19 protein-coding genes are annotated in these 20,176 nt (G+C 68.0%); 6 read left to right on the top strand and 13 right to left on the bottom strand.

Annotated elements, in window-relative coordinates:
• The first annotated feature begins 24 nt into the window (after nt 1-24).
• Together B0293_RS32070 and B0293_RS32065 are read left to right on the top strand one after the other, a co-directional pair.
• On the top strand, nt 25-840 hold the full coding sequence (locus B0293_RS32070; protein ID WP_039915443.1) for an alpha/beta fold hydrolase: 816 nt from the start codon (nt 25-27) through the stop codon (nt 838-840).
• Nucleotides 837-1,298 carry a GbsR/MarR family transcriptional regulator gene (locus B0293_RS32065; protein WP_005151081.1) on the top strand — a complete coding sequence of 154 codons (462 nt, stop codon included), beginning with the start codon at nt 837-839 and terminating at the stop codon, nt 1,296-1,298. Before B0293_RS32070 ends, B0293_RS32065 begins: the two co-directional genes overlap by 4 nt.
• A gap of 133 nt (nt 1,299-1,431) precedes the next feature.
• Here B0293_RS32065 and B0293_RS32060 read toward each other — a convergent pair whose 3' ends face one another.
• The 8 genes from B0293_RS32060 to B0293_RS32025 all read right to left on the bottom strand — a co-directional run bounded on the left by B0293_RS32060 (nt 1,432) and on the right by B0293_RS32025 (nt 13,188).
• Nucleotides 1,432-1,782, bottom strand: a complete 351-nt coding sequence (locus B0293_RS32060) for a DUF7668 domain-containing protein (RefSeq protein ID WP_005151083.1) — start codon at nt 1,780-1,782, stop codon at nt 1,432-1,434.
• 12 nt (nt 1,783-1,794) lie between these two features.
• Nucleotides 1,795-2,145 carry a DUF7668 domain-containing protein gene (locus B0293_RS32055; protein ID WP_077241435.1) on the bottom strand — a complete coding sequence of 117 codons (351 nt, stop codon included), beginning with the start codon at nt 2,143-2,145 and terminating at the stop codon, nt 1,795-1,797.
• A gap of 55 nt (nt 2,146-2,200) precedes the next feature.
• A complete protein-coding gene (locus B0293_RS32050) occupies nt 2,201-6,610 on the bottom strand; it encodes an RHS repeat-associated core domain-containing protein (protein ID WP_005151087.1) in 4,410 nt (1,469 codons plus the stop codon).
• A 41-nt stretch (nt 6,611-6,651) separates the two neighbouring features.
• Nucleotides 6,652-6,963 (bottom strand): type VII secretion target, encoded by a 312-nt coding sequence (locus B0293_RS32045; RefSeq protein WP_005151088.1) that lies wholly within the window; start codon nt 6,961-6,963, stop codon nt 6,652-6,654.
• Between the two features lie 23 nt (nt 6,964-6,986).
• A complete protein-coding gene (locus B0293_RS32040) occupies nt 6,987-7,511 on the bottom strand; it encodes a YbaB/EbfC family nucleoid-associated protein (protein WP_005151089.1) in 525 nt (174 codons plus the stop codon).
• A 240-nt stretch (nt 7,512-7,751) separates the two neighbouring features.
• A complete protein-coding gene (locus tag B0293_RS32035) occupies nt 7,752-8,132 on the bottom strand; it encodes a hypothetical protein (RefSeq protein WP_005151091.1) in 381 nt (126 codons plus the stop codon).
• 311 nt (nt 8,133-8,443) lie between these two features.
• Nucleotides 8,444-10,732, bottom strand: coding sequence for an SMI1/KNR4 family protein (locus B0293_RS44415; protein ID WP_245191824.1), 2,289 nt, complete (start codon nt 10,730-10,732; stop codon nt 8,444-8,446).
• 350 nt (nt 10,733-11,082) lie between these two features.
• Nucleotides 11,083-13,188: a catalase gene (locus B0293_RS32025; RefSeq protein ID WP_039915446.1), complete on the bottom strand. Its 2,106-nt coding sequence runs from the start codon at nt 13,186-13,188 to the stop codon at nt 11,083-11,085.
• A gap of 123 nt (nt 13,189-13,311) precedes the next feature.
• Here B0293_RS32025 and B0293_RS32020 point away from each other — a divergent pair, with 123 nt between their 5' ends.
• On the top strand, nt 13,312-14,370 hold the full coding sequence (locus B0293_RS32020) for an FUSC family protein (protein ID WP_005151097.1): 1,059 nt from the start codon (nt 13,312-13,314) through the stop codon (nt 14,368-14,370).
• Between the two features lie 72 nt (nt 14,371-14,442).
• Complete coding sequence (locus B0293_RS32015; RefSeq protein ID WP_005151099.1) at nt 14,443-15,114, top strand: phosphate signaling complex PhoU family protein; 672 nt, start codon at nt 14,443-14,445, stop codon at nt 15,112-15,114.
• Nucleotides 15,115-15,179: 65 nt separating this feature from the next.
• On the opposite strand, the gene B0293_RS32010 is transcribed toward B0293_RS32015, so the two are convergent.
• The 5 genes from B0293_RS32010 to B0293_RS31990 form a co-directional block, all read right to left on the bottom strand.
• Nucleotides 15,180-15,740 (bottom strand): hemerythrin domain-containing protein, encoded by a 561-nt coding sequence (locus tag B0293_RS32010; RefSeq protein ID WP_005151102.1) that lies wholly within the window; start codon nt 15,738-15,740, stop codon nt 15,180-15,182.
• 82 nt (nt 15,741-15,822) lie between these two features.
• Nucleotides 15,823-15,990 (bottom strand): hypothetical protein, encoded by a 168-nt coding sequence (locus tag B0293_RS44410; protein ID WP_005151111.1) that lies wholly within the window; start codon nt 15,988-15,990, stop codon nt 15,823-15,825.
• A 127-nt stretch (nt 15,991-16,117) separates the two neighbouring features.
• Nucleotides 16,118-17,221 carry a carboxylate-amine ligase gene (locus B0293_RS32000; protein ID WP_005151113.1) on the bottom strand — a complete coding sequence of 368 codons (1,104 nt, stop codon included), beginning with the start codon at nt 17,219-17,221 and terminating at the stop codon, nt 16,118-16,120.
• A 165-nt stretch (nt 17,222-17,386) separates the two neighbouring features.
• Nucleotides 17,387-17,515 carry a hypothetical protein gene (locus tag B0293_RS44735; RefSeq protein ID WP_005151116.1) on the bottom strand — a complete coding sequence of 43 codons (129 nt, stop codon included), beginning with the start codon at nt 17,513-17,515 and terminating at the stop codon, nt 17,387-17,389.
• 121 nt (nt 17,516-17,636) lie between these two features.
• Entirely contained in the window at nt 17,637-18,119 is a 483-nt protein-coding gene (locus tag B0293_RS31990; RefSeq protein WP_005151118.1) for a DUF6326 family protein, read from the bottom strand.
• Between the two features lie 162 nt (nt 18,120-18,281).
• On the opposite strand from B0293_RS31990, the gene B0293_RS31985 reads away from it, so the two are divergent.
• Together B0293_RS31985 and B0293_RS31980 are read left to right on the top strand one after the other, a co-directional pair.
• A complete protein-coding gene (locus B0293_RS31985; protein WP_005151120.1) occupies nt 18,282-19,424 on the top strand; it encodes a sensor histidine kinase in 1,143 nt (380 codons plus the stop codon).
• Complete coding sequence (locus B0293_RS31980; RefSeq protein ID WP_005151126.1) at nt 19,421-20,077, top strand: response regulator; 657 nt, start codon at nt 19,421-19,423, stop codon at nt 20,075-20,077. Before B0293_RS31985 ends, B0293_RS31980 begins: the two co-directional genes overlap by 4 nt.
• Nucleotides 20,078-20,176 lie beyond the last annotated feature (99 nt).

Raw genomic sequence — 20,176 nt, 5'->3', positions numbered from 1 at the left:
GGCGACGTGCATTAGATTTAGAAAATGGCGAATCTGAGCGGAGTGTTCCGCCGCGGCGCGCAAGAACTGGGGTACGGCGACCTCGCGGGTGAGCGGCGCCCTGTCGTGTTCACCCACGGGGCGGGCATGGACCATCGGATGTTCGATGTCCAGGCGAGGGCTCTGCACGAGCGAGGTCATCGGGTGGTCGTCTGGGATCAGCGTGGGCACGGGGAGTCGGGCCTCGCGCCGGGAATCCGGTTCACCGCGGCGCTTGCGCTCGACGATCTGACCGCCCTTCTCGATCACCTCGGTCTCGACCGTCCGATCCTGATCGGGCACTCCCTCGGCGGCAATCTCGCCCAGGCGCTGGTCCGCCGGTCTCCGGAGCGCGCCGGCGGCCTCGTCGTCGTGGACTCGACGTGGAACGCGGGTCCCCTCAGCGCAGTGGAACGGCTCTTGCTGAAATGCGCCGCACCGTCTCTGGCGCTCATCCCCGCCGCGCGGCTGCCCGGTCTCATGGCCCGCGCCTCGGCGGTGACCCCGGAAGGGATCGCCGAATCAGAGGCCACGTTCGCACGGATGCCCAAACGCGTCTTTCTCGACGTCTGGCGAGCCACCGTGTCGCTCGTCGATCCGGAGCCGGGGTACCGCACGCCTGTTCCGCTCGGCCTGATCCGGGGCGAGGACGACCGGACCGGCAATATCGCGTCCGCGATGCCTCGCTGGGCGCGCGCCGAGGGCGTGTCCGAACACGTCGTTCCCGGCGCCGGCCACGTCGTCACCTTGGACGCCCCGGAGTTGGCAACAGAGGCCATTGTGGACATCGTCGACGGCTGGACCGCGGAGCCCACGGCGTGACCATCGACGACGATCGTGACGTGTTCGTCACGACCATGGGCGATTTCCTCGCCTCGTGGAATCTCCCGCGCGCGACCGGCCGTGTCTACGGGCGGCTCCTGCTGAATTCCGGCCCCGTGTCGCTCGACGCGCTCGGCGAGGCACTCCGCCTCAGCAAAGGCGCGGTGAGCGTCGCGGTGCGTGAACTGGTCTCCTGGGGACTGGCCCGGACGATCCCACAACCGGGCAGCCGCCGCCTGCTCATCGAGGCGGTGGGCGGATTCGAGCAGCTTCTCGCCGCCAGCCACGAGCGGACCCGGGCTTTCATCCGTGTGCTGCGCGAGGGCACGCGAAGCGCTGAGGACGAGAAGGCCGGAGCCCGGCTCTCGGAGGTCGCCGAATTCTTCGAGTCCTATGTGGACGCCGGTGACCAGATGCTGCGGGGCCGCCGTTCCACTTCGCCAGGAGAAGGGGTGTGATCCGTTCGGTGTCCTCTGCCGTTCGCGTCATCGAGCGGCACAAAAGCGCAGGTGACGATCAAGGGGACCGCTCGGAGTCGGCGAGGATTCCGTGGCCTGGCTCCACCTCTGTTGAAGATCCGTAAGACACGGCCTAAGCGGGGCCGAGGGTGGCGATCTCCACGCCGAAGACCCGTTCGAGCACTTCGGTGAGGATCAGGGTGATGGTGAACTTGCTCTGCCCCTCATCCTCGGTCCACAGGCGGAATTCCACCTCGATGTGGCGCCTTCCGTCCACCATTCGTTCGGTGGCCGGGACGTCGGGGTCGTGCAGCGCTTCCGCGGGGGGCCACACCAGTTTGTGCCCGTATTCCCGTACCGCCGTGGCGATTTCGTCCGCGCTGAACCGGCGGCCCTGGGTCAGGTTCTGCAATGCGGTGTAGTCGCCATCGGCGAGGAGGGCAACGGCTCCCTGTACGGCGTTCACGGCTTCGGGCGGGATCATTCGTCTTCCTTCTCAGGGGATGAAGATGTTGTTGACCAGCAGGGTGTAGCGACCCGACTCGTCCTGGAAAACGTCGAGCTGGAGGACCAGATCGGTGGGCCCGTTCGCCGTCCGGAGAAAGGTGTCCACCCGGAACCAGGGCCGTTCCTTCGCCGCGTCATAGAAATCCGTCGACGACATTTGCTCGGGTTTCGACGGCAGCACGAATTCCGCGTCGTAGTCGTCGAGGGCGGCCCGCATCTGCGCGGCGGACATACGCAGCCCGCCCGTCCAGCGCTCCAGACCGGCGACATCACCGGAGACCAGCATGGACACGGCCTGGAACACCAGGTCCTCGACCTCCCGCGGCGCGGTGTCCTCCATCCGCCGTCCCTCCATCGTCGCTGTGTTCCTTCGGCGAGGGTATCGCCCGGCGCGCTCACCGCCGGGTACCCGGTATTCGCGTGGGTGTGTCCAGGGTGACGCCGAGCTGCCCCATGAAGTAGAGGTCCGCCCGCGCGATCTCGGCGGCGGCCTCGGTCGGGGACTTGCCCGCCGCGAGCAGCGCGCGGTAGGCGACGTCACGCTCGGCGCCATAGGTGCCACGGCCTTCCTTGGGCACCTGAACGGCGGTCGCCCGGCCGTGTTCCGTGGAATCCGGGCCTTCCCGGCGGCTGGACGGGCTTCCCAGTGCGATCGACGGGGCGTCGTTCCGGTTGTATCCAGGCAGGTCGCGGACCGCGGCGTCCTGGATGATGTGGTGCCCGTCCTGCGGGATACCGGCCAGGTCGCGCTGGTGGTCCCGGTAGGTCGGCGCCCACGGGCAGGTCTGGCCACGGCTCGGGGTGAGCGCGAGTGCGTCGGTCCATTGCAGCGGGTTGGGCACGTAACCGTGCGGATTGGGCCCGCCCAGCAGGCCCAGCGGATCGGGCGAGGTGTATCTGCCCTGTTCGGGGTCGTAGTAACGGAGGACGTTGTAGTGCAGCCCGGTCTCGGCGTCCTCGTACTGCCCGGGAAACCGGAGCGGGGTGTGGGCGGTGGACGTGACGCCGGCCAGTGCGCGGCCCCAGATGGTGCTCTGCCGGCGCCAGGCGATCTCGCCGTTGGCGTCCAGCAGTTCGGTCGGGGAGCCGACCAGGTCGGTGACGATGCTGTAGAAGCGTTCGTCGACCCATTCTTGGGAACCGGCGCCCAGGGTCGAGTGTTCGGACTGGGTGACCGGGATGTCCGTGCCGGGCTGGTAGTCCCAGTGGGTCACCCGCACGGCGGGCTCGCCCGCGCGCGAGGTCGCCTGCTCGGCGAGGCTGGTGCCGTCCCAGTGGAAATCGGTGCGCTCCCGCACCTCCTGGCGGTCTTCGGACAGTTTTTCCTTGGCGATCCGCCTGCCCAGCGGGTCGTAGCGGTAGCGCCACATGGTGCCGTCCGGGGTCACCACGGCGGTGAGCCGGTCCTCGGCGTTCCAGGTGTAGTGCCAGGTGGCGGGCTTGCCGGAGAGCTTTTTCCGCTGCCGCAGCAGGACCCGGCCCTGCCGGTCGTAGCGGCAGAGGATCCGCGGCGACCCCTCCTCGGCCGGGACTTCGGCTTCAGCGAGGGCACCGGACGCGTCGTAGGCGTAGCGCTCGCTCCAGCCGGGACCGCGTACGGTGGTGACCCGCCCGCCGGGATCGAGGTAGAACTCCCTGGCACCGGCGAGTTGGTCGACGACCGATCGCAGGGCGCCGTCCGCGCGGTAGGAGTACGAGCGCCGCTGCACCAGTCCCGGCCGCCCGCCGCTGGTGGTGACGGCCTGGGTGCGCAGCCGGTGGCCGGAGTCCCAGGTCTGGGTCATGGTCAGCCCGCCGGACCGGCGATCGGTTTCCCGCCCGGCCCGGTCGTAGCCGAAGTGCAGGGTGTGGCCCGCCGTGTGCAGCGCGCGCGGCGGGCCGGTCATCGCGTAGTCCCAGGTCGAGACCGCACCCGACGGGGTTTGCCGGGAGGTTCGCCGTCCGGCGGCATCGAAGGTGGACCGCAGGGTGCGGCCGTTGACCGTCTCGCGCAGGACCCGGCCCACCGCGTCGTACTCGACGCTGAGTTCGGTATCGGTGTTGCGTGCCCAGGTCAGCCGTCCCTGCGCGTCGTAGCGAAGGCTGGTGCGCTCACCATCGGCGTCGCGTTCGACCACCCGGCCCATCGGATCACGGGTGAACCGGATCGTTTGCCCTTCGGCGTTGACGCGTTCGACGAGCCGGCCCGCGGCATCGTAGCGGTAGTGGATCTCGGCACCGTTGAAGTCCTTCTCGCGGACCAGGTTGCCGTCGACGTCGTAGGTGTAGCGCCACACCAGACCACGGCCGTCGGTGACGGCCACGAGGCGCATTTCCGAGTCGTACTCGTAATGCAGACTCGACCCGTCCGGCCGGAATTCGGTGGCCACGCGGTCGAAATGGGTCATCGTGGCGCGGCTGGTGGCGCCGAGCGCGTCGGTGTGCCCTACCTCGTTGCCCTCGCCGTCGTAGTCCCACCGATCGGTGGTGCCGTCGGGTTCGGTGCGCCATAACGGCCGCCCCTCCACCGTCCACCCGAACCGGGTGATCCCGCCCATCGGGTCGGTCACCGCCACGACGCGGCCGAGCAGGTCCCGCTCGTACCGGGTGGTCGCGCCGTCGTGCTCGGTGGTCGCGATCGCGAGCCCGGCGGCGTTGGTGACGATGCGGCGCACGGCACCGGCGGCATCGGTGATCGTGCTCAGATTGCCGCGTTCGTCGCGGGTGTAGCTCTCGCGGGCGCCGGTGGGATCGATCGCTTCGACGAGGTTGCCGCGGGTGTCGAACCGCTGCTCCCACACGGCTCCTTCTGCGTCGACCAACCGGATGGCGTTGCCGTGCTCGTCGTACGTGGCGCTCTGGCGGGCACCGTCAGGACGTTCGACCGCGACGACGTCGCCGCGCGCGTCGTACTCCCAGCGCATGGTGTTGCCCAGCGCGTCGGTGCGGGAGAGCAGTTGGTGGTAGCGGTTCCATTCGGACAGCACGACGCCGCCCAGCGGCGTGACCTCGCGCACGACCTGTTCGCGTTCGTTGCGGTGGTATTCCCAGCGCTGGCCCAGAGAATCGGTGTAAACGGTAATCCGGCCGCCGTCGTCGTAGGCCCAGTTGCCCGCGATCGCGCCACCGGAACCACTGGCCGACACGACGCGGCCCCGCTCGTCGTAGGTGTAGCCGTACCACTGGCCGTTGCGGTCTTCCCAGCGCACGATCCGGCCGTCGGCGTCGTAGTCGAAGCGCATCGGCAGGTCCGAGGAATTGATGACCTCGGTCAGCTGCCGCCGCTCGTTGTACCGGTACTTGACCAGCGTCACGTCCGCCGCACGCAGTTCGGTGACCAGACCGGCTTCGGTGTCGACGTGGACGCGGTACCCGCCGGAGTGCCGGATGAGCTGGGGGAGACCCGCGTCGTCGTAGTCGATGTCGATCCGGTGCCCGTTGTGGTCACTGATCGAGGCGAGGCGTGCGACCGGTTCGGTCGGGGTGAACGTGGTGAAGGTGCCGGGTGTGGTCTCGATCCGCCAGCCCTCTGGTGACCAGGCGAGCGGCCGGCGCGGGCCCACCACCGGGAACACCGGGCTGCCGTCGCGCGCGGGCAGCGGGTAGATCAGCCGTTCGCCGGCGGGCCCGGCGAAGTAGGCGCCGTCGTCCTCGAACTCGATCCGTTGGTCCAAAGTAGACGCCCAGGAGGCGCCGAACAGCCTGCCCGCCCGGTATTCCGAGTAGTGCATCCGCTCGACGGTCAGCGGGAGCGCACCGGGCAGCGAAACGTCGACCTCACCCAGGTACATCTGCCCGGTGGCGACGTCGACGGGCTCGCCGGATCCCGGCACGCACTGCCGTTCCCTGGACGCGGTGTTGGGATCGGAGCTGTTGCCCTTGACCGAGGGATCGTTGCTGCCCGGCTTGCCACCGTCCGGCGTGCCGGTGCCGCCGTCGGGGGTGGTGTCGGCGCTGGAAGGCGTGGTATCCGGACTGCTGTCCGGGGATTTCGGGGTGTCGGTTTTCGGCGGGCCGCCCTTGGCCGCGGATGGGGTGGTGCCGCCGTCGGGTTTGCCGCCCCTGCGGAGCATCTTGGACAGTTTCTCGATGATCTCGCCGAGTTTGTCGATGATCTTGCGGATCTTCGGGGTGACGTTCCCGATCGTCTTGACCAGCTTGCGAATGAAATCCGCGATCTTCGACACGGTCTTGGCGATCGCCGTGGTCGCTTGAACCGCGATCGCCGGGGTCGCGAACCCCAAAGTGGCGGCGGCCTCCAGCGCCCAGGTGATCAGCTTCCCGACCAGCTCCGCCACCAAGTCGCGGACGAACTCCCGCACCGCCGCGACCACCGTGCCCATGATCATCACACCGGCGGAGATGCCATCGGCGAGAGAAGCCGCACCCGCCAACGCATCCGCCTGCTCAGCGGTGGCGCCCCGATACGCGTCGGCACCCTCGCCCTGCCAGCCGGCGGTCCCGTTGTTCACCTCAGTGGTCAGGTCCCCCGCGATCGCGTTCACCTCGCCGGCCACGTTCGCCCAGGTCTCGGAGAACGACTGGATCACCGGCGGATCACCGGCCAGCCAGTCCAGCGCCTCCTTCAACGGCTGCACATGCTCGATCAGCCACGACACCCCATACGACGCCAACGTGCCGATCGGATCCACCACCAGGGACAGGACCTCCAGCCCGACCCCGACCGCCCCCAGACCCGCCTCGACCCACGAACCATCCGACACACCGTTGGCCAGATCGACCGCCGACTCCGCGATCCCGATCCCCGTCACACCCGTCGTCTGCGACCGCGCTTGCGCGACGAGTGGATTTCCGCCTGCCGTCATCTCCAGCTCCTCCCCATGGCTTTCGAATCAGCGAAACGTGCTCAGCCGGCTTCGGCCTTCTTGATCGCGTCGACGGTGTCACCCTCGCGATCCTGATACGCCTTGGCGGCGTCCCGGACTTTCGTCGCGGTCTCGGTCAGCGACTCGGCGGCTGTTTTCAGGGCGTTGACGCCCATTTCCTCGAACGGTTGCAACAACATGGCGAAGGGCTGGCAAATCACCCCGTACGCGCTGTCATCCATGGTCACCGTGTTCGCCGCTTCCACGGCGGTGCCCATCCGGTCGGCGAGCCCGTCCACTTTGCCCGTGTGCGTGGTGAGTTCGTCGTTGAGAACCTGATAACCCTTGGCCATGGTCGTCCCCTCCCCAAGAATCGTCAGTCGTGTCGCAGGAACGACTGATCGCTGAAGTCCTCGCCGTCGTCGTCCGGTCCCGGTTTACGCCGCGGCGTCGGCTTCGGCACGGAAGGCGACTTCGGCGGCTCTTCGTCGTGGTGGAACAGTTGCCGTTCCGAGGCGGGCAGCGACTCGTCTTCCTCCGGCGGCGCCGGGAAATTGTCCACGGCGGTCGCGACCAGATGCCGGGTCGTCTGGTCGTCGCCGACAGTCTCCGCGGTGATCTCGGCGAGCCGCTCCGGATACTTCGACTGGGCCTTCCGCATCGCGCTCAGTACATTCGAGGCGATCTCGTCCGGACTCATTTTCAGCACAGCCTGAGTCATCTTGACGTCCGTGGGCAATCCGTTGTGCCCCACCGTGACACTGACCGCGCCGGAAGCCACCGACTCGGTGATCGAGATCCGCTCCACCTGCTCCTGCATGCGCTGATAGCGCTGCGCCTTCTCCTCCGCGTCGCGCTCCCAGTCCGCCACCATGCGCTCGACATCACTGAGTTCCGCCACCGGCCACCGCCCCTCCCTCGGCACCCTTCCCCAACACCACTGACGGTGTCGGACCGCCACGGGTTCCGTCAACCGCCGATTCTGGCCACAGGCGGAGGTTGTCCGAACCGGCACCGCGACTACAGCGATCAAGGCAGGTGGGGCAATTCCGCTCCAACGCCGGAACGTAGGCAAGAGCCCTCTGCTTGCCGCACGTTCCCCTCTGGCTGCGCACAGGATGCGCCCATCGCTCGATGCGTCTTACCAGAGCGTGGATGGCCCCGCGACGACCCAACCCCCCTCGACAGGTTTGACCCAGAAGCCCAAGGCCACCTCGATCGTCTGCTCGCGGAAGGTGATCTCGATGTAGAGATTGCTCCTGGAGTCGTTCCAGGCGAAGTTCCCCAGGGCGAGCTCGGCGAGCCAGGACAAGTCGCGTTCCCACTCATCGGCGGCCGGCTCCGTATCGAGGCTCGCACCGACAGCACCCGACCAGAGCGATTTGAGCACGTGCTTGACCGACGTGTGATCGACCAGTTGTTCGGCCTCAGTCGTCTCCCCGTCCCGCAGGAGGCCGAAGTAGCGGCGAACAACTCCTTCGACGTCGGTCTTGGCGGGCGGCTCCGTCCAGATCTTCACCATCGGGACACTAGACGCCGAGGGCGGTGAAGCAGGGGCCGGACGCTTGCTGCGCTGCGGTCGTCATCGGCTCCCTGCAACTGGAATCACCGATGTGGCCGCTGGTGTGGTTTCGGGGCGTTCTGTGTTGTGGCGAGGTGGGCTATGCCAGGAGCGCAGCATTTGCCGGGCATCGCCCTGCGGAACCGTCGACCCGCCCGGCGAGGGACTACAAGCCGTTCTTCGGGGGAGCGCAGAAGCGTCGCAGGGCGCCGGATTTCCACGGGGACTTCCCGGGGAGGTTGCGGTGTGGTCATACCGGGTCTTGGTCTGCTCTATGTCCAGGTCAGTGCGCCGTCGCGGATCACTGGATCGCCTGGACGCGGCGGGGTTCCGCACCTGCTGTCGCGCTGGTCGAGGCGTTGGGCAGTGTCAGTGAGCAATGCCTCGATATTGGCCCAGATGCTGCGGCGCGCGCCTGTGCGGGGCACCCATTCCATCACTCGGCCGTGCTCGGTGCCGGGGCGCAGGTCGATGGCGAGGACTGCGCCGCCGTGGGCCTGGCAGATGGGGAGCAGCGCGGTGCAGAACCCGGCAGTGGTGGTGCCGGCGGCGTGCTGGTGTGCGCCGCGGCGGCAGCAGTGTTCGGCGGGGTGTTCGGTCAGGCTTGCCCAGGTCTGCCGCACCTGTCGCACTGGCAGCGGAAAGTACGTGCCGGGAAGGGTGAACGCGGTGTGGTGGTCGCGTTCCCCGTTGACGCCGTCCATCAGGCTCCACCACTCGAGCAGGTCGCCTGGGAGCACGTGCCCCAGGGCGTGCTGGACAGCGTGGATCTCGGCTGCCGGTGCGGGTGGCCTGAGGGTGGCGGCGGTTGCCGGTGTGTGGGTGTGTAGCCAGGTTGTGATTCGCTGCCATGCCGGACCGACATGGTCGGCCGGTTCACCGCCGGGTGGGACGGGGGAGAGGTGGGGCGGGGCTGGAGGAGTGACCGGTGCTGTGGTGGTGAGCGCCGGGCTCTCGGTGGCGTGCAGGCCCAGCGCCCGCAGGATGTCGTGAGGCGAGGTGAGCAGGGCGGGTTTGTGATTCAGCTGGAATTGCTGGGCGGCGGTGAGCTGGTGCACGGCTAGTGCGTCCCCGTTCTTCACGATCAGTAGTGCTCCGACCCGGACCACCGCCGACGGGGTGTGTTGCAGCGCTGTCAGCGTCGGCGCGAGGTTCTGCATCAGGGTCGCGGTGTTGGTGGCGTCTTGTGCCTGCACCAGCCGGGCCTCGACCGCGTGTGCCGCTGTCACGGCGGCGTCCCTCCCCGCGGGGGTGTTCGCGGCGTCCTTCAGGCGGCCGACGAGACGGCGCATCCAGGACCCGATCTCCGGATCGCCCAGTTCGATGATCTCTGCCCCGGCTGTGCGTACCAGGTCTTCGACCGCCGCCTGGACCAGTTCGTGCCCCGCGGCGGTGGACAGGTAGATCGAGATGGGAAATCCTCGCGAATCGGCCTGCTGCGCGTCAGGAAGCGGAGGCTCGAACAGGCCGGCCAGGTCCGGCCCGTCGGACACGAGCAGGTCGTCGAGCTCTGTGTAGTGACATTCCAGGTGGAACAGTGGTGCGTGCCGGGTCTCTGCCTGCCGGGCCAGCATGGGTCCCAGCCGCAGCGCACGCGCCTGGTCGTTGATCCAAGCGGTGATCGAAGCGCCGGCCTCGCCATCGAGCTGCGCGGCCAGCAACCGGAGGAAGGTGATCGCGGGCGGGATGCCGTCCGGGCCGGCGTTGTAGTCGCTGAGGACCAGCAGGGCACTCCACGCGTCGGTGACATTCTCGAGCCGCGGCAAGGGGACGGCAGGCCCGAGGGCCCGGCTCATCATGACCGCCAGGTGCGGGACGTCCATCCGGGTGAGCCGGTGCCGCAGCGTTACCAGATCCGTGCGGGGGATCATGTCCAGGGCCGTGCCGTGCATTGCCGGGTCGGCCTGCTCGTCGTCTGTCCGAGCAGCTGCGCTCTGTTCCGCGAGAACCGGCTGTTGCGTGAGGGCGGCGGATGAGGGAGGTTCTCCCAGCAGCCGGAGATATGCCGTTCCGGTGAAGGCTTTCACTGACACTGGTATCGGGCTGTACGACTCAGGCAGCAGGGCTGGATCGCGTGAGATGACGTCATCGAAGAACTGTTGCGAGGAGATCAACGCGATCGTCCGGCCGGATTCCGCGAACCTGTTTTTTGCTTCGTGTGCGTCAAGGATGCGGAAAGCGGTGTCGATCGGGTCGCCGCCCCAGCTGAATCCGTCGTTGTGCACGGCACCGGCGTTGAGACTGACCCGCAGCCGAAGCTGTGCCTGCGGCGTTCGAGTGTGGTTGTAGCGGCGGAGGACGGCCGCGAAGCGGTCCGGCAGGCGGTCCGCGACGACAGCCTTGGCGGTGCCATGCGGGAGCAGGATCAGCGCGCCGTCGCCGCGGTCCTCGAACTCGCAATCATCGAAGTCTACGCCGCTCTCCGCGAACGCGGTCTTCAGCACCTCATAGAGTCCTTGGCGGAGAGTCAGCCGATCGAGCGAGTTCCGCTGCGGGTCTGTGAAGCCCATAACGTCGACCGCGACGATGGCACGGTCGAGGACAGGCGACAGGTGTGTCATCAGCCCTCCCTTGACTGACAGCCGGTGTCGGCCGTGTCAGCAAAGATTCGATTATGGCGCCGGACTCCGGGCGGCCGCGCCTTCCAGCACTGATATCCCTGCGGAGACATCCACCTCGACCGGCTAGTGGTGCTCGGTCGTGGAAGGCGAACGGAACGCGACTCTTTTCTGCGAGCCTTCGGGCTTGTCCGGCGGCGCGCGTTCAGGTCACCCGCTCGGCGCGCAGGGCGGGCCGTCATCGATTTCGATCGCTTTCGTCGCACTACAGCGGCGAGGTCATCGCCGCACTGAGTGGGGAGACGACGCCCGGCTGAGGCACCGCGACGGGAGCCTCAGCCGGGAACGCCCGGTCAGGCGGGGATCGCGTCGGTCTTCCGCAGCCAGGAGCGGTGTTCGCCCAGTTGCGCGGTGAACGAGGCGAAGAAGCCGTCGGGGAGACTCGATTCGGCCGCCGTCGTGGTCACCACGCCTTGGTCGATCAGGGTCTCGACGTCGTCGGCCAGCTTCGAGGTCACCCCGGCCCGGCGCAGCAGATCCAGACCGGAGCCGAACGCGGCTACCGGCTTCCCGTGCTTGTAGGCCTCGGCGACGAAGTGCACCGCGTAGCCGTCGCGTTCGAGGATGGAAATGGAAGCCGGGCCGCACGGAACGACGACGGCGTCGTAGAGAACCGAGGCCATGGTGTTGAGCTGTCGATCGGGCCGCAGCGGATCGCCCTCGCCGCCGGGACGGAGTTCGGCTTCGGTGGGTGACAGGATCTCGGCGATCGCGCCTTGTTCGGTCAGTGCCTCGACGACGCGGCCGACGCCGATCGTGTCCACCCCGTCGGCGGCGAGTACGGCCACCTTCCGAGTGGTGGCCGTACCGGAGGGCTGGTTGAGCTGGGAAAGCGCCGGTGAGGTGCGGTCGTGATGCGCGGTGGCCGGCGCGGCCGGCACACTCACCCCGATTCCCTCGGCCACCCTGGCCGCGAGGTCGTGGTCGACGTTGTTGAGTTCGGTGACCGTCCGGGCCCGGACCTCCCGGTCCTCGACCTTGCCGAGTTCGAACCGGAACGCGGCGACGATGTGCTCGCGTTCGACCGGGGACATGCTGTTCCAGAACAGTGTCGCCTGGCTGTAGAAGTCCTTGAAACTTTCGCTGCGTTCCCGGATCTTGTGGCCCGACACGGCTTCGGTGTAGTGCCGGAAGACGTCCGAATCGGCGATCGCCGGGCAACCGCCGCCGAGCGAGTTCGGGAAGTAGCTCGTCCGTCCCTTGTGGACGTTGTGCTGCCCGTGCCCGTCACGCTGGTTCGTGTGCACCGGCGCGATCGGCCGGTTCACCGGGAGCTGGGAGAAGTTGGGACCGCCGAGCCGGATCAGCTGGGTGTCGAGGTACGAGAAGTTCCGCGCCTGCAACAACGGATCGTTGGTGAAGTCGATGCCGGGGACGACGTTCGCGGTATGGAAGGCGATTTGCTCGGTCTCGGCGAAGAAGTCGTCCGGGTTGCGGTCGAGAACCAGCCGTCCGACCGGTCGCACGGGTACCTGCTCCTCGGGGATGATCTTCGTGGCGTCGAGCAGGTCGAAGTCGAAGTCGTGCTCGGCGTCTTCGTTCACCAGCTGGACACCCAGTTCCCATTCCGGGTAATGGCCGGACTCGATCGCGTCCCACAGGTCGCGCCGGTTGAAGTCGGGGTCCTTACCCGCGATCTTCTGGCATTCGTCCCATACCAGGGAATGCGTGCCGAGGACGGGCTTCCAGTGGAATTTCACGAAGGTGCCTTTGCCTTCGGCGTTGACGAGCCGGAAGGTGTGGACGCCGAAGCCCTGCATCATCCGGTAGCTGCGCGGCAACGCGCGATCCGACATCAGCCAGAGCACCATGTGCAGGCTCTCCGGTTGCAGTGAGACGAAGTCCCAGAACGTGTCGTGCGCCGACTGGGCCTGCGGGATCTCGTTGTGCGGCTCGGGTTTGACCGCGTGCACGAAGTCGGGGAACTTGATGCCGTCCTGGATGAAGAACACCGGCATGTTGTTCCCGACCAGGTCGTAGTTCCCCTGCCGGGTGTAGAACTTGGTCGCGAAGCCGCGGACGTCGCGGACGGTGTCGGCCGAGCCCCGTGAACCGGCGACGGTGGAGAACCGGACGAACACGGGGATCTTCTCGCCGCTGGTGAGGAATTCGGCGACCGTGAGGTCCGCGAGCGCGTCGTTGTAAGCCTCGAAGAAGCCGTAAGCACCCGCACCGCGGGCGTGCACCACCCGTTCGGGGATGCGCTCATGGTCGAAATGCGTGATCTTCTCGCGGGCGTGGAAGTCTTCGAGCAGGGTCGGCCCCCGGCTCCCCGCCGTCAGCGAGTCGTCCGTCTGATCGACGCGGACACCCTGCTGCGTCGTCAGTACGGTGCCGTCCGGATCCACCCGGTTTCCTTGCAGTTGTTCGTCCTTCGCGTCTTTTCGATGCTGTGCCACAGGTCCCGCCCCTTCACGATCGTGGGTTCCCTCGCGGCTACCCCCGCTCGTCGCCGGTAAACGGAAACGTGTGCGGGACGGGGACTTCGGGTAACCACCTTTCGAGATCGCGAGGGAGGTGTGATGGGTGACGTTCGGAACCGCTGGACGGCGCCGTTCGGCTGGGTCGCCAGGGTGTTCCGCGTTCCAGGGGAGGAACGCCGCAGTCTCGTCCAGACCACGAAGGCCGCGGCCGCGGCGGTGCTCGCGTGGGTCGTCGCGGCCTCGGTCCTCGAGCTTCCGCAACCTTTCCTGGCGCCGTATGCGGCCGTGTTCCTCGTGCAGGCCACCGTCTACCGGTCGCTGCGTGGCTGGGCACAGCAGGTCGGCGCCGTCAGTGTTGGAGTCCTGCTCGCGGCGGGAGCAGGCCATTTCGTCCCGTCGGTGACGGTCGCGCTCGGCCTCGTGGTCTTCGGCGGGTTGCTGATCGGCTCGTGGCGCGGGTTCGGCGACGCGGGGGTGTGGGTCGGGGTCACCGGCATGCTGCTGATCTCCTATGGCAGCGCGACCGAACCCGTCCTGCTCGCGGACAGGCTGCTGGAGACCGCCTTGGGGGCGGCGATCGGCGCGGTGCTGAACGCGGTGGTCCTGCCTCCGCTGTACGGGGAACGCCTGCGCGCGGCGACTTCCCGGCTGGCCTCGGCGATTGCGGACGTCCTCGACGAGACCGCGGCGCTGGTCCGCGGGGGCGAGCCGCCCGAAGCGGCCGACCTCCTGCACGATCGGATGCTCGACGTCCGCAGCCTGGTCGCGGAGGCGGAGGACGCGATCGGCTGGACCAGGGAGGGCCGGTACCTGAATCTTCGCGGACGGCGTGAGGCCAGGGAGGAGCCGTTGACGAACCTCGTCTCGTTGTGGCCGCCGCTCGCCCAGCTGATCGACGCGGTGAGTGAAGCGGCCCACAGAGAGCAGCCGTTCCGGCATCCCGGCGAGTACGCACGCGGGGTGGTCGGCGACCTGCTCGAAGCGCTCGCCGAGGTGGCTCGTTCGGGTGATCCGGACCGGCTCGATCGATGCTGCGAGCTGGTCGAAGAGATCGATCACCTGCTGGTCACGCCCACGGACGAGGTCACGACGTCGATCGGGCTGGGAGCGATGGCCCTGCCCGCCCGCCGTCTCGTGCAGCGGCTCCACGCCGATTGAGCCTGGGCGACGGCGGGTAATCGTACTTATGATCAGCAACGACAAGTGGATCGTGGCCTCGGAGGTGCGTCTATGAGGGAACGATTCCACGGTGAACTGAGCGTCCTCGGCGGACTCCTGTCGGCCATGTGCGGCATGGCCGGTGAAGAGTTACGCCTTGCCAACCGGGTCTTTCTCGACCGTGACGCAGAGGCGGCCGTCGAACTGGCGATGGTCGAGGCGAAGCTGAACGCGGCGCGGACCGAGTGCGAGGAGACCGCGCAGAAGCTGCTGGCCTTGCAGGCGCCCGTCGCCGGTGACCTGCGGACCGTGCTCGCGGCGGTGTTCTGCGCCGACCGGCTGGAGCGGATGGGCGACCTGGCCCAGCACATCGCCGATCAAGCCACGCGGGAGCCCGAGTTCGCCGTCCCCGACGCATTCACCGCCAGGTTCGATGAGATGGCCGGGCTGGTGAGTTCGATGGCGGAAGACCTCGGTGCGGCCATCGAAGGACCGACGATCGAGGTATTCCACTCGCTGGCCCGGATCGATGAGCGTGTCGACGCGCTGTACGAGGAGCTGATGACGCTGGTCACCGGTCCGGAGTGGACGGACGGCGTCGCGCCCGCGATTTCGGTGGCGCTGCTGGCACGGTTCTACGAACGCTTCGCCGACCAAGCCGTCTCGGTGGCCCGGCGGGTGGACTTCGCACTCACCGGGGAACTGCCGGAATCCTCCGTCCGGGATGTTCCCGCCGAGCTGTGAGCACTAGCGCGTGAAGGCCCCCTTCCCTCGGCTCAGCCGAGGGAAGGGGGCCTTCACTGGAGATATCAGGTAGTGCGGCCTTCCAGCGCGTCCCGGATCTTGTCGATGAAAGCCGTCCCCGGCCCCAGGATCCGGTTGGCGGGCGGCTGGTCAGGAGCGGCGGGATGCGGCCGGGTCGGCGCGATCTCCTTGGCCCGCAACACCTTCTTGCCCAGTTCCCGCAGGTCCTCCGGCGAACAGGACGCCTGGAGCTTCGGCAGCAGGTCGCTCTCCTCCTCTTCGATGTGGTGCCGGACGTCCTCGATCAGCTTGGAGACGAGTTCGTCGAACCGCTTGTCCTTCGGTTCCAGGCCGATGAGATCGTTCATCACTCGCTCGGCTTCGGCGTGTTCCTCGAGTTCGTGCCCGACGACGTCGTCCCCGTTCGGGATGTGCTTTCGCGCGGCGGGATACATGTGCTGTTCCTCCGCGACCGAATGCCGGACGAGCTCGGCGATCACGTGGTCGACGAGATCCTTGCGGTGCCGGTCACCGCCCTTGCCGGACTCCAGTTCCTTGAAGATCCGTTCGAAGGCTCGGTGATCTTCGGTGATCACCGAGACGAGGTCGTGTTTCGTGGTGGTCATGGACAACTCCTGTCCGTGGTCGTCAGTCCGACACCTACCGGGTACCCGCGATTCGCGGTTCAACCACCTGTGTCCCGGTCGATCAGGAGGCGGGGTACTGGTCATTCCGCAGCAGGTTCGCCAGGTGGACGGCGTTGGCTGCCAACGTCGAGTTGGTCGACTCGACCGCTTCCGGTGTCTCGCCGAGGTCGTTGTAATCGCCGCCCTTCATCGCCTCGCCGTTCCAGTAGGTCCCGCCCTGAGTGGGCACCGTGAAACCGGTGTCGTTTGGGCGATCAGCGCGCTGCTCGACGGCGCGGGGGACGGTTTCAGCGAGCAGACCAGTGCGAGGGCCTTCAGGGGCTGGGTCATCGTGTCCTCCTGTCCATGCCCGCGGGCTACCCGAACGAAGATCCCTGGAAAACCGGCCGTCCGGCCAGCAGATCCACGACGTCCTCCGCGCATCGCCGCTTTTCGAACCGCGCCCGTTGACGGTCGGCTCCGGTGCCTCCGGTGATCAACCGGGCGCAGCCGTCGCGAACGAACTCCAGATCGCCGGTCTCTTCGAGAGCATCGGCGGCGAAGGTGACGACGTCGTCGAGCACGTCCTTCGCCGGGGCGAGGTCGCCGGTCCGGAAATGCGGGCAGCGCCCGGAAAGCCCTTCGCGGGACGCGCGCCAGATCTGCGCCCGCAAGACCTCGTTGGACAGGTCCGTAGGGTGCCTCTCCGAAGCGAGAATCGTGCCGGCCAGGCCTCGGATCAGCATCGCGAGCAGAACCGCTTCGCCGGGAGTGGCCGCGACGTCGGCGAACCGGAACTCCACGGTCGGTTGCTTCTCGGAAAGCCTTACGTCCCAATAGACCATCGCGCGATCGAGGATGGCGCCCGCGCGGAGCCAGGCGTCGACGATGCTTTCGTAGTGGTCCAGCGAGTCGAAACGCGGCGGCGAACCGGCCGAAGGCCAGCGGTTCCACTGCTGATAGCGCCAGCTCGCGTACCCGGTGTCGTATCCGTCGCAGATCGAGGAGTTGGCAGTCACGACCAGCAGTGCGGGCAGGAACGGCCGGACGTGGTCGATGACCCGGATCCCGGTTTCCCGGTCCGGGATGGCGATGTGAACGTGACAGCCGCAGGTATGCGACGTCCGCGCGGTCGCCCCGAAATGCTCGGACATCCGCTCATAGCGCGGATTCGGCGTGATGGTCGGCAGAGCCGTCTCCGCCAGCGGTGCGCACCCGCTGGGCAGCAGGCGGCAGTCCCGTCCGGCGGCGGTCCTGGCCAGTTCGGCCCGCAGCGTCGTCAGCTGACGCTCTGCTTCGTCGTGGGTCGTGCAGATGTCGGTGGCGGATTCGGCCTGGGACCGGGTGAGCTCCTGCTGGAGTTCGCCTTCCTTCTCGTCCGCGGCCTCCACGACGGCGTCTCCCGCTTGGGACAGACGGCCGTCCCGGTCCACCACGAAGAACTCTTCCTCGACCCCGAAAGTGAGTACGTCGTCGGTCACAACCGCTGATACCCGTGGCTCACCGGGCACAAACCCGATTTTCGCAGGTCGCGAACGGGAACAAGGTCGTCGACGTCGGTCACGCCGGACCGCCGCCACCGGACAGTGCGTGTGGTGCAGTGCGTCGTGGCCGATGGACCGGGACCATCGCAGGACGAGGAGGGATCAGAACCAGTGGGCGCGACCGCCGACCTTGCGACCTGTGCCGCCGAGGATCGCCAGAACGACACCCGCGACAGCGAGAACGGCGCCGATGGTGGTCAGCACGGCAATGCCGACGATCAGGCCGATCACGAGAATGATGGCCCTACGCGACGTCCCGGTGGTAGTTGGTGTCCGATCGCCAGCAGGCCCACCGCAGCACCGAGTCGAATGACTCGGAACTGGATGGGGGCTGGGCTTGGGTTCGCGCTCGCTACTGGGTGTGAACGGTTTCACGGCCCGGGCTGATGGCCGTGGTCGCCGACGGTGCGGTGCGGGGCCAGGTCCAGGCGTACCGCAGGATGAGGGCGAGAACGATCAATTCCAGTGCGACGCCGAGGCCGTAGAAGTACGTCCAGGACTCGCCCGCCACGTTGAACGTCGCGAAGGGGACCTGTACCGAGGCCACGATGAGGTTCGTGGTGCGGTTCGCCCGGGCGGGCAGGGTCATCGACAGCACGACCATGAGGATCGGGATCGCCATGAGCGTGAGGAAGAGGACATACAACGGCTGGCTGATGTCGAACTCGAAGACGACGCCCGCCTCGATGTCTTTGATGACGCCGGGTTTGAAGAAGGCGAGAATGTCCACGTAGGCGTACAGGAGCACGAGGCTCGTCCAGGCCGCGGCGAGCTTGGCTCTCACCGGGATCCGCTGCTCGTCCAGTGCGGTCGTGGTGGGTTGACGTGTTCTCATCGTGGGCTCCGTTGTCGTGGTGAGGACCGGTGGGCCAACGATCGCCGAGCCCGGCGGCGGGCACATCGTCGTCGAGGCCGGACCCGCCCCGGCCGCGGGGAGGAGCGGCGTCTCGTTCTTTCGGTCGGTCCCCGACACCTCGCCGGTCCCTAGGCTGGGTGCGTGACCACCAACGCCCTGCGCTCGCTGTGGGCCGAGCCGCGCGCCACGGACGCTTCCGAACGGGTGCCGCGCGACTGGGTACTGGTCGGGGCGTTGATGGTGACGGCGCTGCTCGAGGGAGTCCTCCGGGACGACGTCGCCTGGCGGCCGTTCGCGACGATCGTGGCGGTCGGACTCGCGCCGGTGCTGCTGTGGCGGCGTACCCACCCGTTGGTCTGTGTCGTGGTGGCCTTCGGTACCGCGATGGTGTTGGGACTGTTGAGCCTGCTGGGCGGGGCCCCGAGCGTGGGCCTCGACACGATGATCTACGTCCTGGTGCTCGTCTACGCGCTGGTCCGCTGGGGCTCAGGACGCGAGATCGTGATCGGGCTGACGGTGGTGGCGGTCGCCGCGGGAATCGGTATGGTCCCCGACCACATCGGGCCGACCGAGATCTTCGGCGGGTTCGCCATCCTCGCTGCGGCGGCAGCGGGTGGAGCGGCGTTCCGCTACCGCGCCGAGAGCCGGCGCCGGGAGTCGGATCGAATCCGCGGCCAGGAGCGGGTCGGTCTCGCGCGCGAGTTGCACGACATCGTCGCCCACCACGTCTCGGCGATCGCAGTGCAGGCGCAGGCGGGCCGGGCGATGGCCGGCCAGCGACCTGAGGCGGCACTCGAGGTGCTGGCGGCGATCGAAGGGGAAGCGTCGCGGACGCTCGCGGAGATGCGGGCGATGGTCGGTGTGCTGCGCGACGGAGCGCCGGCGGGGTACGCCCCCCAGCCCGGCGTTGCCGACCTGATGTCCCTCGCCAGACGCGCCCCGGTCCCGGTCGTCGACGTGGAGTTGCCTGATGACCTGGACGAACTTCCGCCCCAGATCGACGCGGCGGTCTACCGGCTGGCGCAGGAGGCGCTGACCAACGCCCTGCGGCACGCCCGCAACGCCTCGCGTGTGGAGATCCGGGTCGTGGATGGCGCGGGAACGCTGCGACTACGCGTGACCGACGACGGGCAGACCGACCCGGCACGGTCGGTGAACCACGGCTTCGGGCTGCTGGGGATGACCGAGCGTGTGCAGCTGCTCGGCGGCACGCTGCGTGCCGGGCCGGCGCCCGAGGGCGGGTGGACGGTCGACGCCGAACTGCCGACTAAGGTACGCCGATGACGGTGCGCGTGCTGGTGGCCGACGACCAAGATCTGGTGCGCACCGGCCTGTCGATGATCCTTGACGCGCAGCCCGGCATCGAGGTCGTCGGCCAGGCCGCCGACGGCCACGTCGCCGTCGAGCTGGCGCATCGGCTCCGCCCCGACGTGTGCCTGGTCGACATCCAGATGCCCGGGCTCGACGGCATCGAGGTGACCAAGCTCCTCGCAGGGCGGGGCGTCCCGGACCCGATCGCGGTAGTCGTGATCACGACATTCGACCTCGACGAGTACGTCCATGGCGCGCTCCGGGCCGGCGCCCGAGGCTTTCTGCTCAAGGACGCCGGGACGGAGCTGCTCGTCCAGGCCGTCCATGCCGCCGCCGTCGGCGATGCCCTGATCGCGCCGAACATCACCCGGCGGCTGCTGGCCACGCTCGCCGCCAGGGAACCGTCGAGCCGACGGACCCAACCGATCGAGCCGCTCACCGAACGCGAGGAGGAGGTGCTGACGCTGGTCGCCCGCGGCCGCACGAACGCAGAGATCGCCGCCGAGTTATACATCGGCTTGACGACCGCCAAGACCCACGTCGCCAGCCTGCTGACCAAAATCGGCGCCCGAAACAGGGTCGAGATCGCGATGTGGGCGTACGACACCGGCCGGTCGGGGGACTGAACCGAACCTGACATACATGCACGACGACGGGTCCCGGCAGAGTGGACGCAGGGCGGCCCTGCGCTTGACAGTCGTCCTGACCGCTGCTGCGAACAACGG

It is taken from the genome of Amycolatopsis azurea DSM 43854, from assembly GCF_001995215.1.
GTDB classification, from domain to species: Bacteria; Actinomycetota; Actinomycetes; order Mycobacteriales; family Pseudonocardiaceae; genus Amycolatopsis; species Amycolatopsis azurea.
The sequence above is the reverse complement of the archived record's forward strand: the minus strand, read 5'-3'. Positions and strand labels throughout refer to the sequence as shown.

Coding starts and splice junctions, on each gene's coding strand:
- B0293_RS32070 (WP_039915443.1), top strand. CDS start 25: ATGGCGAATCTGAGCGGAGTGTTCCGCCGCGGCGCGCAAGAACTGGGG.
- B0293_RS32060 (WP_005151083.1), bottom strand. CDS start 1,782: ATGATCCCGCCCGAAGCCGTGAACGCCGTACAGGGAGCCGTTGCCCTC.
- B0293_RS32055 (WP_077241435.1), bottom strand. CDS start 2,145: ATGGAGGACACCGCGCCGCGGGAGGTCGAGGACCTGGTGTTCCAGGCC.
- B0293_RS32050 (WP_005151087.1), bottom strand. CDS start 6,610: ATGACGGCAGGCGGAAATCCACTCGTCGCGCAAGCGCGGTCGCAGACG.
- B0293_RS32045 (WP_005151088.1), bottom strand. CDS start 6,963: ATGGCCAAGGGTTATCAGGTTCTCAACGACGAACTCACCACGCACACG.
- B0293_RS32035 (WP_005151091.1), bottom strand. CDS start 8,132: ATGGTGAAGATCTGGACGGAGCCGCCCGCCAAGACCGACGTCGAAGGA.
- B0293_RS44415 (WP_245191824.1), bottom strand. CDS start 10,732: ATGACACACCTGTCGCCTGTCCTCGACCGTGCCATCGTCGCGGTCGAC.
- B0293_RS32020 (WP_005151097.1), top strand. CDS start 13,312: ATGGGTGACGTTCGGAACCGCTGGACGGCGCCGTTCGGCTGGGTCGCC.
- B0293_RS32015 (WP_005151099.1), top strand. CDS start 14,443: ATGAGGGAACGATTCCACGGTGAACTGAGCGTCCTCGGCGGACTCCTG.
- B0293_RS32010 (WP_005151102.1), bottom strand. CDS start 15,740: ATGACCACCACGAAACACGACCTCGTCTCGGTGATCACCGAAGATCAC.
- B0293_RS31990 (WP_005151118.1), bottom strand. CDS start 18,119: ATGAGAACACGTCAACCCACCACGACCGCACTGGACGAGCAGCGGATC.
- B0293_RS31980 (WP_005151126.1), top strand. CDS start 19,421: ATGACGGTGCGCGTGCTGGTGGCCGACGACCAAGATCTGGTGCGCACC.